The sequence below is a fragment of the Amycolatopsis sp. VC5-11 genome (assembly GCF_037034185.1).
GTDB lineage: Bacteria > Actinomycetota > Actinomycetes > Mycobacteriales > Pseudonocardiaceae > Amycolatopsis > Amycolatopsis nivea.
Genome location: NZ_JBAGKF010000002.1, coordinates 818126 through 835563 on the forward strand (window position 1 = coordinate 818126; position 17438 = coordinate 835563).

Genomic DNA, 17438 nt, shown 5'->3' on the forward strand with positions numbered 1-17438 from the left:
GATCGACGACCCATGAATGCTGCCTGGCTACCGCGGTGGAGTGCGCAATGCGTGAGAGTGACAAGAATCGGGAATCCGGCTTCGCGGAGCGGCTGACGCTTCTGCCGCCGGCGGACCGCGCGGGGTTCCTCGCCGACGTGGTCCACGACGCGACGCGGGCGGCGCTGCAGGCCGCGCTGCCTGAGGTTCCGGCCGTCCTCGACCCGGAGAAAGCGTTCTCCGACCACGGTTTCGACTCGCTCGCGGCGGTGGAGCTGCACGCGCAGCTCACCGACGCGACCGGGCTGGAACTGCCGGTGACGCTGGCCTTCGACTATCCGACCCCGGCCGCGGTCGCCCGGTTCCTGCACGCCGAGGTGTTCGGCGCGGAGGAGTCCGTCGCGGCGCTGGCCGGCGGTGCGGCGGACGACGAACCGGTCGCCATCGTCGGCATCGGCTGCCGCTACCCGGGCGGCGCGGTGTCGCCGGAAGCGTTGTGGCAGCTGGTCGCCGACGAGGTGCACACGATCTCCGGCTTCCCGACCGACCGCGGCTGGGACCTCGACAGCCTGTATGACCCGGACCCCGACAAGCCGGGCAGCAGCTACGTCACCTCCGGCGGATTCCTGCCCGGCGCCGGGGAATTCGACGCCGGGTTCTTCGGCATCGCACCGCGCGAAGCGTCCGCGATGGACCCGCAGCAGCGGCTCGTGCTGGAGACCGCGTGGGAAGCGTTGGAGCGGGCCAAGATCGACCCGGCCGCGCTGCGCGGCACCCCGGCGGGCGTGTACATCGGCGCGGAGGCGCAGGAGTACGGACCGCGGCTGCACGAAGCTCCCGACGGTCTCGACGGCTACATGCTCACCGGCAACGCGCCTAGCGTCGTCTCCGGTCGCGTCGCTTACGCGCTCGGTCTGGAAGGGCCGACGCTGACCGTCGACACCGCTTGCTCCGGTTCGCTGGTCGCGCTGCACTTGGCGGTGCAGGCGTTGCGGCGCGGGGAAACTCAGCTCGCGCTCGCCGGTGGTGTCGCGGTGATGGGCGCGCCGGGCACGTTCACTGCCTTCAGCCGTCAGCGCGGTCTCGCGGAAGACGGCCGGTGCAAGGCTTTCGCGGCCGCCGCGGACGGCACCGGGTTCGCCGAGGGTGTCGGTGTCCTGGTACTGGAACGGCTTTCCGACGCTGTCGCGAATGGACACACGGTGCTCGCCGTGGTCCGCGGGTCGGCGATCAACTCCGATGGCGCGTCGAACGGCCTTACCGCGCCGAACGGTCCGTCGCAGCAGCGCGTGATCAAGCGCGCCCTGGCCGACGCTGGTCTGGAAGCGTCCGATGTGGACGCTGTTGAGGCGCACGGAACCGGCACCCGGCTCGGCGACCCGATCGAGGCGCAGGCGCTGCTGTCCGCCTACGGTCAGGACCGCGAGACGCCGCTGCTGCTCGGGTCGATCAAGTCGAACATCGGCCACACGCAGGCCGCGGCGGGTGTCGCGGGCGTGATCAAGATGGTCGAGGCGATGCGGCACGGCGTGCTGCCGAAGACGCTGCACGTGGACGAGCCGACGCCGCACGTCGACTGGACCGCGGGTTCCGTCGAGCTGCTGACCGAGCAGCGGGAATGGCCCGCGAGCGAACGTCCGCGCCGTGCTGGCGTTTCGTCGTTCGGCGTCAGCGGGACCAATGCGCACGTCATCATCGAGCAGGCTCCGGCCGTCGAGACCGTGGAAACCACCAGCGATGAGCTGCCGGTCGTGCCGCTCGTTGTCTCGGCGCGCAGCGAGGAAGCGCTGAAGGCGCAGGCTGCCGCACTGGTGTCCACTGTGGAATCCAGCAATCTGACTGACCTCGGCTTCTCGCTCGCCACCACTCGCGCCGCGCACGACCAGCGCGCCGTGGTTGTTGCGGAGAACGTCGCCGACGCCGTGCGCGAGCTGCAGGCGCTGGCGGCGGGGGAGCAGGACCCGAACGTCGTCCTCGGCGAACGCACGCCGGGCAAGCTCGCGATGCTGTTCACCGGTCAGGGTTCGCAGCGCCTCGCGATGGGGCGTGAGCTGTACCTGGCGTACCCGAAGTTCGCCGAGGTCTTCGACGAGGCCGTCGACCACCTCGACGTGCAGATGGAAACCCCGCTGCGCGACGTCCTCTTCGGCGACAACGCCGAGGAACTGAACGAGACGCAGTACACGCAGTGCGCGCTGTTCGCGGTCGAGGTCGCGCTGGCGCGGCTGCTCGAATCGTGGGGCGTGCGGCCGGACATCCTGCTCGGCCACTCGATCGGCGAACTGGCCGCCGCGCACATCGCGGGCGTGTGGTCGCTCGCCGACGCATGCCTGGTCGTGGCTGCCCGCGGACGGCTCATGCAGGCCTTGCCGGAAGGCGGCGCGATGGTCGCCATCGCGGCGACCGAGGACGAGGTCCAGCCGCTGCTGGGCGACCAGGTCAGCCTGGCCGCGGTGAACGGTCCGACGTCGGTCGTCGTCTCCGGCGAGCGCGAAGCGGTGGAAGCCGTCGTGTCGGTGTTCCGCATGCAGGGCCGCAAGATCAGCGAGCTGCGCGTTTCGCACGCGTTCCACTCGCCGCTGATGGAGCCGATGCTGGCCGAGTTCCGCGAGATCCTCGAGGTGGTCGAGTACGCGGCCCCGGCGATCCCGGTCGTCTCGAACGTGACCGGCCGCGTCGCGACCGCCGAGGAACTCTGCTCGCCGGGGTACTGGCTGTGGCACGTCCGCCGCGCGGTGCGGTTCGCCGACGGCGTTCAGGCGCTGGTCGACGCAGGCGTGACGACCGCGATCGAGGTCGGTCCGGACGCCGTGCTGTCCGCGATGGCCGCGGGCACCAGCGACGCCATCGCGTTCACCCCCGCGCAGCGCCGCGACCGGCCCGAGGCCGCCACCCTCGCGACCGCGCTCGGCCGCCTGCACACCCGTGGCGTGGCGATCGACTGGACCGCGTTCTTCGGCGAGGCGCAGATTGTCGACTTGCCGACGTATGCCTTCCAGCACAAGCACTACTGGCTGACCGCGCCGACCGGCCACGGCGACGCGGCCGACCTCGGTCAGCTGGCTTCCGGGCACCCGCTGCTCGCCGCCGAGATCGGCTTGGCCGGCGACGACGGCCTGGTCCTCACCGGTCGCGTCGCACTCCGGACGCACCCGTGGCTGGCCGACCACGCGATCGCCGGTACCCCGGTCCTGCCGGGTACCGCGTTCGTCGAGATGGCGTTGCACGCCGCCGCGCAGGTCGGCTACGGCGTGGTTGACGAGCTGACGCTGCAGGCCCCGCTCGCGCTGCCGGAGACGGGTGGCGTCGCGCTGCAGACGCTGGTCGGCCCGGACGTCGACGGCCGCCGCACGATCGAGTTCCACTCCCGTCCCGACCACGACGCCGACGCGGCCTGGACCCGGCACGCCGTCGGTGTTCTCGCTGCCGGCCCGGTGGTCGAGCCCGCGCCGCGCAGCGAATGGCCGCCCGCCGGTGCGGAGGTCGTGGCCACCTCGGAGCTGTACACCGAACTGGCCGAGCAGGGTTACGGCTATGGCCCGCTGTTCCAGGGCCTGCGCACCGCGTGGAAGCGCGATGACGTGGTGTTCGCCGAGGTAGCGCTGCCCGCGACCGGGCGCGACGCGGCGTTCGGCGTCCACCCGGCGCTGCTCGACGCGGTTCTGCACGCCACCGACTTCGCCCCGGGCGAGGCGCGCGAGCCGGACGAGATCCGGCTGCCGTTCGCGTGGACCGGTGTGCGGCTGCACGCTTCGGGCGCGACCGAGGTCCGGGTGCGGATCACGTCCCCGGCCACCGGCGGCGTCTCGATCGACGTGACGGACGTGGCCGGTACGCCGGTGCTGTCCGTCGAGTCGTTCCGCTCGCGGCCGGTCCGCGAGGCCGACCTCGGCACCCAGGCGCGCGACCTGCTGTACACCGTCGAATGGACCCCGGTCACCGGTGCGGCCGAGCTGCCGTCGCTGGCTTCGCTGGGTTCGATCAGCGGTTTCGACGTTCCGGTGGTCGACTCGCTGGTGTCGCTGGTCGAGGTGCCCGAGGTCGTGCTGCTGCCGGTTTCCGTGCCGGGCAACAACATCGCTGCCGCTGCCAAGCAGACTGCGCATCGCGTCCGGACTGTGCTGCAGCAGTGGCTGGAAGGCGACCGCTACGCCGGTGCGCGCTTGGTCGTGCTGACGCGCGGCTCGCTGGCCGACTCCGCCGTCCGCGGGCTGGTGCGTTCGGCGCAGGCTGAGCACCCCGGTCGCGTGGTCCTGGTCGAGGGCACGGCCACGGCGGCGACCCTGGCCACCGCGCTCGGCTCGGGCGAGCCTGAACTGCGCATCGACGGCGACACGGTCTCGGCCGGCCGGATGGTCCGGCTCGTGGCGGAGGCCGGGGAGCCGACGTGGCGTTCTGACGGCACCGTGCTGATCACCGGCGGTACCGGCGGTCTCGGCGCCCAGGTCGCGAAGCACCTCGTCACGAAGCACGGCGTCCGCAGCCTGTTGCTGCTCAGCCGTCGCGGGCTTGACGCGCCGGGCGCGGCTGAGCTGGTCGAAGAGCTGGCCGAGCTGGGTGCGACCGCGAAGGTGGTCGCCTCGGACGTCAGCAAGAAGCGCTCCCTGTCGGCGGCGATCAAGAAGGCCGAGCACCCGCTGTCGGCCGTCGTGCACACCGCTGGCGTGCTCGACAACGCGATGATCGGTTCGCTGACCGCCGAGCAGCTCGACGCAGTGCTGGCCCCGAAGCTCGACGCGGCGTGGGCGCTGCACGAGCTGACCGCGGAGCTGGACCTGTCGGCGTTCGTCCTGTTCTCCTCCTCGGCGGGGCTCGCCGACGGTGCCGGACAAGCGAACTACGCCGCTGGCAACACCTTCCTCGACGCACTGGCCGAGCATCGGCACGCCGCTGGCCTGCCCGCGACGTCGCTGGCCTGGGGGCTGTGGGCCCCCGACGCCGGTCAGGCGATCGGCATGGGCGCGACACTGTCCGAAGTGGACCGAAACCGCATCGCGCGGCTGGGGCTGGCTCCGCTGACCGTGTCGGAAAGCCTTGCCGCGCTGGACGCCGCGCTCGGCACCGGGGTTCCGACGGTGGTCCCGACCCGCGTTGACCGCGCTGCCCTGCGGTCGCGTGGCGAGGACGTTCCGGCCGTGCTGCGCGGGCTCGTACCCGCCGGCCGCCGCCGGATCGCCGTCGTCAGCGGGGAAGTCACGCCCGAGCAGCAGTTCGCCGAGCGGTTCGCGCACCTCGCCGAGGCCGACCGCGACCGCGCGCTGCTCGACCTGGTCCGCACGCACGTCGCGGCCGTGCTCGGCCACGACAGCGCGGACGCGATCAGCCCGGCCCGCCCGTTCGGCGAGATCGGCTTCGACTCGCTGGCCGCGGTGGAACTGCGCAACATCCTCGACTCGGTCACCGGCATGCGGCTGCCCGCGACGCTGGTGTTCGACTACCCGACGCCGCGCGCGCTCGCCGAGTACCTGGCGTCGCGGCTCGCCGGGCTGGCTCCGACTCGCACGATCACTCCGGTGACCACGGTGGACCCGGAGGAGCCGATCGCCATCGTCGGCATCGCCTGCCGCTACCCGGGCGGCGTCGAGACGCCGGAAGACCTGTGGCGGCTCGTGTCCGAGGGCGAGGAAGCGCTGTCCGGCTTCCCGGTCGACCGCGGCTGGAACGTCGACTCGCTGTACGACCCGGAGCCCGGCAAGCCCGGCCACTCCTACGTCAAGCACGGCGCCTTCTTGCACGACGCGGCCGAGTTCGACGCGGACTTCTTCGAGATCAGCCCGCGCGAGGCGGCCGCGATGGACCCGCAGCAGCGGCTGCTGCTCGAGGTGTCCTGGGAAGCCTTCGAGCGCGCCGGGATCGACCCGGTCGGCCTGCGCGGCAGCGCGACCGGTGTGTTCGCCGGCGTGATGTACCACGACTGGGGCACCCGCCTCGGCACGGTTTCCGACGACATCGCGGGCTACCTCGGCAATGGCAGCCTCGCCAGCGTCGTGTCCGGTCGCGTGTCGTACGCACTGGGGCTGGAAGGTCCGACGGTCACCGTCGACACCGCGTGTTCGTCGTCGCTGGTCGCGCTGCACTGGGCGGTGCAGGCGCTGCGTCGCGGCGAGTGCACGCTGGCGCTGGCCGGCGGTGTCACCGTGATGTCCACTCCGGACACTTTCATCGACTTCAGCCGTCAGCGCGGGCTTTCCGCCGACGGCCGGTGCAAGGCGTTCGCCGAAGCGGCGGACGGCACCGGCTGGGGCGAGGGCGCGGGTATGCTGCTCGTCGAGCGATTGTCTGACGCACGTCGCAACGGGCACCCGGTGCTCGCGGTTCTGCGCGGCTCTGCGGTGAACCACGACGGCGCGTCGAACGGCCTTACCGCGCCGAACGGTCCTTCGCAGCAGCGGGTGATCGCCAAGGCGCTGGCTGACGCTGGTCTGCGGCCGTCCGAAGTGGACGCTGTCGAGGGCCACGGCACCGGAACCACGCTGGGCGACCCGATCGAGGCCCAGGCGCTGCTGGCCACCTACGGGCAGGACCGTTCCGAGGACCAGCCGCTGTGGCTCGGGTCGATCAAGTCCAACATCGGCCACACGCAGGCCGCGGCGGGTGTCGCGGGCATCATCAAGATGGTCATGGCCATGCAGCACGGCCAGTTGCCGCAGACGCTGCACGTCGACCGTCCGTCCACTGTGGTCGATTGGGAGACCGGCGCGGTCCGGCTGCTGACCGAATCGCGGGAGTGGCAGGTCGACCGGCCGCGCCGCGCCGCGGTGTCGTCGTTCGGCATCAGCGGTACGAACGCGCACGTCATTATGGAGCAGGCGCCGGCGATTCCGGTCGAGCGGGCTTCGGAGACGCAGACGATCGTTCCGGTCGCGCTGTCCGGCCGGTCCGCTGCCGCGGTGCGCGGACAGGCGGCGCGGCTGCGTTCTTGGCTGGCTGAAGGCGTTTCCGTCGCGGAGATCGCGCGTTCGCTGGCGGCGACGCGTGCCTCGCTCGAACACCGCGCGGTGGTGGTCGCCGAGACCGCCGGAGAACTCGCCGACGGGCTCGACGCGCTGGCCGGCGGAGACGCGCCGACCGGTCAGGTCGTGGACGGAAAGCTCGCCTTCCTGTTCTCCGGACAGGGCGCGCAGCGAGTCGGCATGGGACGAGAGCTTTACGACGCGTACCCGGCCTTCGCGACCGCCTTCGACGCGGTGTGCGCGGCAATCGACCCGTTGGTCGACGTGCCGCTGCGGGACGTCGTGTTCGGCACCACCGAGCTCGCTGACCGCGGCCTGCTGGACCAGACGCAGTACACCCAGACCGGGCTGTTCGCGGTCGAGGTCGCGCTGTTCCGGCTCGCCGAGTCGTGGGGCTTCCGGCCCGACGCGCTCGCCGGGCACTCGATCGGCGAGCTGGCCGCGGCCCACGTCTCGGGCGTGCTTTCCCTTGCGGACGCGGCAAAACTGGTCGCCGCGCGCGGCCGGTTGATGGGTGCGCTAAACGACCGTCGCGGTGCGATGGTCTCGCTCGCCGCGACCGAAGAGACGGTCCGAGAACTGCTGCGCGGCCACGAGGACGAGGTCAGCATCGCAGCGGTGAATGGTCCGGCCGCCGTGGTCGTCTCGGGCGACGCGGACGTGGTCGCCGAGATCGAGCGAGCCGCTGGCGATGTCCAAACGCGACGGTTGCGCGTGAGCCACGCGTTCCACTCGCCGTTGATGACGCCGATGCTCGACCAGTTCCGCGAGATCGCCGCCGGGCTGACCTACGAGGCGCCGAAGATCCCGATTGTCTCGACGGTCACCGGGAAACTCGCCACCGACGACGAGCTGCGTTCGCCGGAGTACTGGGTCAACCATGTCCGCGAGACCGTCCGATTCGGTGCCGCGGTGTCGACGCTGGCGGAGAGCGGCGTCCAGACGTTCCTGGAGATCGGGCCGGACAGCGTGCTGTCCGCGCTCGGCCAGCAGAGCGTCGACGCGGAGTTTGTCCCGTTTGGACGGCGCGACCAGGACGAGGTGCGCACCGCGCTCACCGCGGCCGGTCGCCTGCACATCCGCGGCGCGGTGAAGCTCGGCCCGCTGCTGGGTGACGGTCCGGTCCGGCTCGACCTGCCGACGTATGCCTTCCAGCACAAGCGTTACTGGCTCGACGCGACACCGTCCGGCGATGTCACTTCGGTCGGTCAGCAGCCGCTGGCGCACCCGATGCTGGGTGCCGTCGTGGCACTGTCCGGTTCGGACACCACTGTCCTCACTGGACGGTTGTCCGCCTCGTCGGTGCCATGGGTAGCTGACCACGTGGTGAAGGGCGCGATCCTGGTGCCTGGCACCGGATTCGTCGAGCTCGCGGTCGCCGCCGGCGACCAGGTGGGCCACCCGACGGTGGAGGAGCTGACGCTGCAAGCGCCGCTCATCCTGTCGCCAGACGGCGCGGTCGCGCTGCAGGTCATGGTCGGCCCCGCGAACGGCGACCGCCGCCCGGTCACCGTGTTCTCCCGCCCGGTCGAATCGGACGGCGACTGGACCCAGCACGCGCTGGGCACCCTGTCCGCGACTGCCCGGCCGGAACCCGCTGGCCTCACCGAATGGCCGCCGGCGGGCGCGACCCCGATCCCGGTCGAGGGCGCGTACGAGCGGTTGAACGAGCGCGGCTACGGCTACGGCCCGGCGTTCCAGGGGCTCACCGCCGCGTGGCGACGGGGCAACGAGGTGTTCGCCGAGGTCGCGCTGCCGGAACCGGCCGCGTCCACGGCGGGTTCCTACGGCCTGCACCCGGCGCTGCTCGACACCGCGATGCACGCCGACCTGCTCGGCGACCCGAGCGGTTCGACGCTGCTTCCGTTCGTGTGGAACGGCGTCACGCTGCACGCGGTCGGCGCTTCGGTGCTGCGGGTGCGGATCGTGCGGCTGGACGGTGACGAACTGTCCTCGATCGAGGTCGCGGACGGCGAAGGCAACCCGGTAGCTTCGGTGGAATCGCTGGTCTCGCGGCCGGTGCGGACCGAACTGGCCGCGCAGGCGGAGACCACGGACGGTTCGCTGCTCAAGATCGGCTGGCAGTCCGTGCCGGTCCCGGCCGCGGAGCCGGGCGACGTCGTCGCGATCGGCCGTGGCCGAGTCGGCGTGGCTGCCACTTACAGCGGGTTCGCGGACCTGCTCGGAGCGGTGGACCGCGGCGAGCCGGTGCCCGGTCTCGTGACGCTCTCGGTGCCTGCCGCGGAGGGCGCGGTGCCGGAAGCGGCACGGGCCAACGCGACCTGGCTGCTCGCCGAGATCCAGGCGTGGCTGGCCGAAGCACGGCTGACCGACACGAAGCTCGCCGTCATCACGCAGTCGGCGGTCTCGGCGGGTGAGTCCACTGTGGACGTCACCCAGGGCCTGCTGTGGGGCCTCGCCCGGGCGGCGCAAGCCGAGCACCCCGGACGCGTGTTCCTGATCGACGCGGATGCGGACACGAAGGTCGAGACGATCGCCGCGGTGGTCGCCTCGGGCGAGCCGGAGTCGGCGATTCGCGCTGGCTCGGTGCTCGCTCCGCGCTACACCCGCACCGAATCGACCGGCACCACGGCGTGGGACGGCACCGTCCTGATCACCGGTGGCACCGGCGGTCTCGGCAGCCTGCTGGCGCGCTACCTGGTGGCCGAGCACGGGGTGCAGAGCCTGGTGCTCACCAGCCGTCGCGGGCTTGACGCACCGGGTGCCGCGCAGCTGGCCGAAGAGCTGACCGACCTGGGCGCGACCGTCCAGGTGGCGGCCTGCGACGTTGCCGACCGCGAGGCGGTCGAGCAGCTGATCAACGGCCTGCCGGACCTCGGCGCGGTGGTGCACGCCGCCGGTACCGCCGACAGCGGCGTCTTCGACTCGCTCACCGCGGAGCAGCTTGCCGCGGTCCTGCGGCCGAAGGTCGACGCGGCCTGGCACCTGCACGAGCTGACTGCCGACCGGCAGCTGTCCGCGTTCGTCATGTTCTCCTCGGCGGGCGGCCAGGTGCTGCCGGCCGGGCAGGCGAACTACGCGGCGGCGAACGCGTTCCTCGACGGGCTCGCCGAACACCGGCGCGCGGCCGGGCTGCCGGCGACCGCGCTGGCGTGGGGTCTGTGGGCAGAGAACACCGGTCTCGGCGGCGACCTCGCCGAAGCCGACCTCGCCCGGATGGCCCGCCTCGGCCTGCCCGCGGTGACCGCGGAGCAGGGGCTCGCCCTGTTCGACGCCGCCGTGGCCACCGAAGACGCGGTCATCGCGCCGCTTCGCGTGGACGTTCCGGCACTGCGGGCGCGCACCGACGAACTGCCCGCGCTGCTGCGTGGTTTCGTGCCGCCGAAGGCCCGTCGCGTGGCGAAGGCGGCCAAAGCGGCGGACAACGCGCTCGCCGACGAACTGGCCGCGCTGGTCGAAAGCGAACGGGACCGGGTGCTGCTCGACCTCGTCCGCACGCAGGTGGCCACCGTGCTCGGCTACGCGGACAAGTCCGAAGTGGACGGAACACGGGCGTTCAAGGAGCTGGGCTTCGACTCGCTCGCCGCGGTCGAACTCCGTAACTTGCTCGGCACCGCGACCGGCCTCACGCTGCCCGCGACGCTGATCTTCGACCACCCGACCGCCAAGGCCGTCGCGGACTTCGTCAAGGGCAAGCTGCTCGGCGCGGTCGCGAAGACCCCGGCGACGACGGCCCGGACGAACGCGTCGATGCAGGAACCGATCGCGATCGTCGGCATGGCCTGCCGCTACCCCGGCGGCGTCCGGTCGCCGGAGGACCTGTGGCAGCTGCTGGTCGACGAGGTCGACGCGGTCTCCGGCTTCCCGACCAACCGCGGCTGGGACATCGAAGGCATCTACGACCCGGAACGCGGCAAACGCGGCAAGACCTATGCCAACCAGGGCGGCTTCCTGCACGACGCGGCGGAGTTCGACCCGGCGTTCTTCGGCATCGGCCCGCGCGAGGCGATGGCGATGGACCCGCAGCAGCGGCTCCTGCTGGAAACCGCGTGGGAGGCCATCGAGCGCGCCGGGATCGACCCGACCGTGCTCCGCGGCAGCCTGACCGGCGTCTTCACCGGCGCGATGTACGACGACTACGGCAGCCGCGCCCCGGGCGCTCCGGCCGACGTCGCCGCCTACATCCCGAACGGCAGCTCCGGCGCGGTCGTCTCCGGCCGCATCTCCTACCTGCTCGGCCTCGAGGGCCCGAGCATGACGGTCGACACCGCGTGCTCGTCCTCGCTGGTCACGCTGCACCTCGCGGTGCAGGCGCTGCGGGCGGGGGAGTGCGGACTGGCGCTCGCCGGCGGTGTCACGGTGCTGTCGCAGTCGGATCTGTTTGTCGACTCGAGCCGCCAGGGCGTGCTTTCGCCCAACGGACGGTCGAAGTCGTTCTCGGCGGCTTCCGACGGTGTCGGCTGGGCTGAGGGCGCGGGTCTGCTCCTGCTGGAGCGGCTGTCCGACGCGCAGCGCAACGGGCACGAGGTGCTCGCGGTGGTCCGCTCCAGCGCGGTCAACCAGGACGGTGCGTCCAACGGCCTGACCGCCCCGAACGGCCCGTCGCAGGAACGCGTGATCCACGCGGCCCTCGCCGCCGGTGGCCTGCAGCCGTCCGATGTGGACGCTGTGGAGGCGCACGGTTCGGGTACGAAGCTGGGCGACCCGATCGAGGCGCAGGCGCTGCTGGCCACTTACGGTCAGGACCGCGACCGGCCGCTGTACCTGGGTTCGGTGAAGTCGAACATCGGACACGCGCAAGCGTCCGGTGGCGCGGCTGGCGTGATGAAGGTCGTGCAGGCGTTGCGGCACAACATGTTGCCTAAGACGATGCACGTCGACGCGCCGTCGCCGGTCGTCGACTGGACCACGGGCAACATCGAGCTGCTCACCGAACCGCGGCCGTGGGTGCGCAACGGTCACCCGCGTCGCGCCGGCGTCTCGTCCTTCGGCATCAGCGGCACCAACGCGCACATCATCATCGAGGAGGCACCGCCCGCTCCGGCCACCGAAACCCGGCGCACCGCACCGGAACTCCCGGCGATCCCGTTGCCGCTGGCCGGTTCGGTCGCATCGGCGCTCGCCGACCAGGCCGCCCGGCTGGCTGCGCACCTGCGGGCCAACCCGGACGTCAGCCTGACCGACATCGGCTACTCGCTGGCCACCGGTCGCGCCGCGCTCGACCACCGCGCGGTGGTCCTGGCGGCCGACCGCGAAGCGGCGCTCAAGGCGCTCGACGGACTGGCCGACGGCCGGACCCCGGCGGGCACCGTGGCCGGGACGGTCAGCGCGGCCGACCTGACGGCGTTCCTGTTCACCGGACAGGGCGCGCAGCAGCCGGGCATGGGACGCGGGCTGTACGAGGCGTTCCCGGCCTTCGCCGGAGCGTTCGACGAGATCTGCGGGCTCTTCGACGCCGAGCTGGAAACCCCGCTCAAGCAGGTGATCTGGGAAGACTCGCCGCTGCTCAACCAGACCGCGTACACGCAATGCGCGCTGTTCGCGATCGAGGTCGCGCTGTACCGGCTGGTCGAGTCCTGGGGTGTGACGCCGGATTACGTCGCCGGGCACTCGATCGGCGAACTCGCCGCGGCACACGTCTCCGGAGTGTTCTCGCTGGCCGATGCCTGCTCGCTGGTCGCCGCTCGCGGCCGGCTCATGCAGGCGCTGCCGGCCGGAGGCACGATGGCGGCGATCGCCGCCACTGAGGACGAGGTGCGCGCTTCGCTGCCTGACGGGGTCGACATCGCGGCGGTGAACGGGCCGCGTTCGGTGGTCATCTCGGGTCCGGAAGCGGCGGTGCTCGCTGCCATGGCGACCTTCTCCGACGCTGGTCGCCGGACGAAGCAGCTGGTCGTGTCGCACGCGTTCCACTCGTCGCTGATGGAGCCGATGCTGACCGAGTTCTCGGTGGTGGCGGAGAAGCTCACCTACTCCGCGCCGTCGATCCCGGTGGTGTCGAACGTGACCGGCAAGATCGCGACCGCCGCCGAGCTGTGCTCGCCGCAGTACTGGGTGGGCCACGTGCGGGAGGCCGTCCGGTTCGCCGACGGGGTCGGCACGTTGCTCGCCTCGGGCGTGACCCGGTTCGTGGAGCTGGGGCCGGACGCGGTGCTCACCGGGATGGCCCGCGAATGCGACACCGCGGTCGCCGACCGGCCGGACCGGGTCGTCCAGGTGCCCGCGATGCGCCGCGGGCGGGCCGAGGTGCCGACCGTGTTCACCGCGCTGGCCACGCTGTTCTCCCGGGGCGCGAAGATCGACTGGAAGGCGCTGTTCGCCGGCCAGGGTGCGTCCGCTGTGGACCTGCCGACCTACGCGTTCCAGAACAAGTCGTACTGGCTCGACGCGACTAAGCCGACTGGTGACGTCACCACTTTGGGCGCCCAGACCGCCGGACACCCGCTGCTGGGCGCGCTGGTGGAACTGCCCGACGGCGGCGCGGTGCTGACCGGACGGCCGTCGGTCGCGACGCAGCCGTGGCTTGCCGACCACGTGGTGATGGGGCGGACGATGCTGCCCGGCACCGCGTATGTCGAGCTGGCGATGCACGCCGGCGACCAGGTCGGCTGCGACCTGCTGGAGGAGCTGACGCAGCAGGCACCGTTGCTGCTGCCGGAGGACGGGGTCGACCTGCGCGTGGTCATCAGCGCGCCGGACGGCAGCGGTCGCCGGGAGCTGTCGGTGCACTCGCGGACCGAGGCGGGCTGGGTTCAGCACGCGGCGGGCACGCTGGCCAATGGCGCGGCTGTGGACTTCTCGCTGAGCGAGTGGCCGCCGTCCGGCACCGAATCGGTTGACCTGACCGGGTTGTACGACGACCTGGCCGACCTCGGTTTCGGTTACGGGCCGACGTTCCGCAACCTGCGGGCGATCTGGCTGCGCGAAGGCGAGGTGTACGCCGAGGTCGCACTGCCGGAAGGCACCGCGGCGAACGACTTCGGCCTCCACCCGGGCCTGCTCGACTCGGCGCTCGGCGCGACGGACTTCCTGATCCCTGGCGGTCCGAAGGCGTTGACCGAGACGACGATCCCGTTCGCGTGGAACTCGGTGTCGCTCCAGGCCAGCGGCGCGACCGCGCTGCGGGTGCGGGTGCGGAAGACCGAGAGCGGTTCGTCGCTCGACCTGGCTGACGCCGCTGGTGCTCCGGTCGCGCAGATCGCTTCGCTGGTCACGCGGCCGGTGTCGGAAGGCCAGCTCGGCACGAAGGTGCCGGACTCGCTGTACCGGATCGAATGGCAGCCCGCTTCGGGCGTGCGGCTCGTGCCCTCGCTGGACGGCTGGGCTGTGCTCGGCACCGACGATCTCGGCCTGGGCGTGCCGCTGAAAGCCGAGCCGGTCGATGCGGAGGTGCTGGTGTTGCCGGTCGGCTCCGGTACCGGTTCTGTTCCGGCGCAGGTGCACCAGATCGTGCAGGACACGTTGCGGCACTTGCAGAACTGGCTTTCGGTCGGGGACGGCAAGCTGGTCGTGGTCACTCGCGACGAGCTGGTGCAAGCTCCGGTGTGGGGTCTGGTGCGGGCCGCGCAGGCGGAGAACCCGGGCCGGATCCAGATCGTGGACCTCGACGCTTCGCCCGCGTCGGCTCGGGCACTGCCCGCGGTCGTCGCCTCCGGCGAACCCGAAGCCCGGTTGCGGAACGGCGAGGTGCGCGTGCCGCGGCTGACCCGGGTCACCGAGGTTGGCGAGCCGGTCGAATGGGACCCGAACGGCACGGTGCTGATCACCGGCGGCGCAGGCCTGCTCGGCGGACTGCTGGCCCGGCACCTGGTCGCACGCGGTGCCCGTGACTTGGTCCTGACCAGCCGCCGCGGTCTCGACGCGGCGGGGGCGCGGGAACTGGTCGACGAACTGGCCGGCGAGGGCGCGAAGGTGACTGTCGCCGCGTGCGACGTCACCGATCGGGACGCGCTGGCGAAGCTGCTCGACACGCTGCCGCGGCTGACCGCCGTGGTGCACGCGGCCGGGCAGATGGACAGCGCGGTGCTGAGTGCCTTGACGCCGGAGCAGGTCGAGAACGTGTTGCGGCCCAAGGTCGACGCGGCCTGGAACCTGCACGAGCTGACGGCAACTCGGGACCTGGCGGCGTTCGTCCTGTACTCCTCAGCGGGTGGTCTGCTGCTCGCTGCCGGACAGGCAAACTACGCGGCGGGCAACGTGTTCCTGGACGCGCTGGCCGAGCACCGGTCTTCCCTCGGCCTCCCGGCGACGTCGCTCGCGTGGGGCCCGTGGGAAGGCACCGACGGCGAAGTGGACCTGGCACACATCGCCCGGTCCGGGGTCGCGGAACTGTCGGCGGCTGAGGGTCTGGAACTGTTCGATGCCGCGTTGGCTGCTTCGTCGGCGGCGTTGGTGCCGGTGAAGCTCGACCTCAAGGACGCGGACCGCGCGTCGGCCCTGCTGAAGGGCCTCGCCACTGCCGCCCCGCGGCGGGCAGCGGTTGCGTCGTCGGCGTCGGCAGCGCCGGAGGCCGGGTTCGCTGACAAGCTCGCCACGCTCCCGACGGACGAGCGAGACTCGGCGGCGCTGGAGTTGGTGCGCGAACACACGGCGGCGGTTCTCGGGTATGACGACGCTTCAGCGGTCGGGGTGGAGAAGGGCTTCACCGACTTGGGCATCGATTCGCTAGCCGCGCTGGAGCTCCGCAACCGGCTCGGTGCTGCGACTGGCCTGCGGCTGCCTGCGACGTTGATCTTCGACTACCCGAGTCCGTTGCCGCTGGCTCGGCACCTGTTGGAGGAGCTGGCACCTGCTGTTGCGGAGGAGGTCGTCGAAGAACTGAACGGCACTGATGAGGCGGCGGCTGCGGTGGCTTCGATGGATCTGGCCGACTTGGTCCGGTCTGCGATGGGTGGTGCCGAGGAGTCGGGTGAGTCTCAGTGATCGGTAGGTGCGCTTCTTTGGTTGGGCCGGTTGTCGCCGCGTTGCGGCAGGCTGGGACGGATAACTAACGGCTCTGTAGGCAGTTAGCGCTGGTTGTTTGGCAGCCCGTGTCGATCGCGAGGATCGGCACGGGCTGCTGGCGTTCCTGGCGGGTGCGACCCGCCTGGCTTGGCGCGACCTGCCTGGTCTGGCCCGTCCCGGCTCGCCCTGCATGGTCCGCTCGAACGAAGTCGGTTTCCTTTGCGCGGCGCTCGATTCCGAGCCGGAGTTCATCGACATTAGCCAGCGTGCGCCAGATGCAGCCATTCTCCGAGGGGTGACACGTGCGCGCGTCGTCCTGCGTGCGTGCGGAACTCGTTCTCCGGGTCGGAAATCTCGACGTAGCCCGCGACTTTGGACGGCTGCTCCGCCTCGTAATGCATCGAGACCGCGTACTGGGCGACGAGGAGTTCCGCGGCCGCGGCGGCCTGCATCGGGTCCATCGCAGCGGGCGGCGGACTCGGCGGCTGGAGGTGCGGCGCGTCGACCACCGCGCCGTTGGCGGGCAGGAATGCCGAGTCGAACGGGCTGAAGCGGCGTGCGATGAGCCACCAGGAACCGTGGAAGATTGTGTCGCCGTCGTGGAAAACGCGTGGTCCGTCGGCCTCGACTGCCCAGTTCAGCTGCGGGTCGCCCAACCCGTCGTCTGCGGGACGGCGGTGACGCGGGAGGTCTGTGTGCGGTCTGCGCCAACTCGGTGGCCTATCGGGAAGAACCGCTGCTTCCCGGTGGCTGCCTGATGACTGCGGCGCTCACCGAGTACGGCGGCCGTCCCAACCGGGTCCGTGAGGCGGTGGCCGAGGTGTGGTCGCGCTGGCGGGAACAGCTGCGCGCCGACTTGACCACGGCGGTGGCGAGCGGTGAGCTGCCGGGCGGGTTCGATGTCGATGAGGCGCTGTTCGAGATCGTCGCTGCCGGGCTGGCGTTGAACGCTGCCACGTAGCTCCAGCACCACCGGGCGGCTGCGGGCCGGGCGCGCCGTGCGGTTGAACGGGCTCTCGACCAGTCCTGACTGGCTGGCTGTTCGCTTCGCTTCGGGGATGTGACCGCGTTCCAGCTGCCGGGCTAGTCCGGGGTTTCCCGGTGCCGGGGCGTGCTGGGGCGCTTCGGCCGAGTGCGTCGCGTGGTGCGTTGTGCAGTGCGGCCGAGGGTTTGGTTCGGTCGGAGGGCTGGGGTGCGGATGTCGGCCCAGGCAGGGGAGTGCTGCTGTGGGATCGGTCCGCGGGTGTCACGGGCCTGCTCAGGCCTCGCCGGTTACGACTCGGTGGCCATGCCCAGGGAGCACAGGGAGCCGGCCAGGGCGATCAGGTCGTAGCGGGTGTCGTCTTCGTTTGTGTGCCACAGGGTGGAGAGGGTGCTTGCTGCCCGGTCGACGTCGCCGTTGTGTTGTTTGAGGGCGATCCACATCGCGGCGGCTACCGGCTCGCACTCGATGTGGCGGTGGGAGGTGCGGCAGGTGAGCTCCAGGTGGCCGTTGGAGAGCATGCGCTGGGTGACGCCGGGGGCGGTGGTGATTGCCATCATGATGGCCTCCTGGTTGAGAGGGGGTGTTTCCTTGATGTACCTAGTTTCTCGGAGGGGGGC

4 protein-coding genes are annotated in these 17438 nt (G+C 71.5%); 2 read left to right on the forward strand and 2 right to left on the reverse strand.

Going from position 1 to position 17438, the window contains the following annotated elements; translation table 11 throughout:
* Window positions 1–47: 47 nt before the first annotated feature.
* The gene (locus WA670_RS11295) at window positions 48–15815 is read left to right on the forward strand and encodes a type I polyketide synthase (protein ID WP_336157646.1); all 15768 of its coding nucleotides are present in this window, start codon (window positions 48–50) and stop codon (window positions 15813–15815) included.
* A gap of 278 nt (window positions 15816–16093) precedes the next feature.
* Here the strand turns inward: WA670_RS11295 and WA670_RS11300 are convergent, their stop codons facing one another.
* A complete protein-coding gene (locus tag WA670_RS11300; protein WP_238604587.1) occupies window positions 16094–16492 on the reverse strand; it encodes an MBL fold metallo-hydrolase in 399 nt (132 codons plus the stop codon).
* Here WA670_RS11300 and WA670_RS45180 point away from each other — a divergent pair.
* Window positions 16447–16797, forward strand: a complete 351-nt coding sequence (locus WA670_RS45180) for a TetR family transcriptional regulator C-terminal domain-containing protein (RefSeq protein WP_374204296.1) — start codon at window positions 16447–16449, stop codon at window positions 16795–16797. The genes WA670_RS11300 and WA670_RS45180 overlap by 46 nt on opposite strands.
* 311 nt (window positions 16798–17108) lie before the next feature.
* On the opposite strand, the gene WA670_RS11310 is transcribed toward WA670_RS45180, so the two are convergent.
* The gene (locus WA670_RS11310) at window positions 17109–17378 is read right to left on the reverse strand and encodes a hypothetical protein (protein ID WP_336157647.1); all 270 of its coding nucleotides are present in this window, start codon (window positions 17376–17378) and stop codon (window positions 17109–17111) included.
* Between the last annotated feature and the right edge of the window lie 60 nt (window positions 17379–17438).

Bases quoted from the DNA above. Each gene is read 5' to 3' on its own strand.
- WA670_RS11295 (WP_336157646.1), top strand. From the start codon at position 48: ATGCGTGAGAGTGACAAGAATCGGGAATCCGGCTTCGCGGAGCGGCTG.
- WA670_RS11310 (WP_336157647.1), bottom strand. From the start codon at position 17,378: ATGATGGCAATCACCACCGCCCCCGGCGTCACCCAGCGCATGCTCTCC.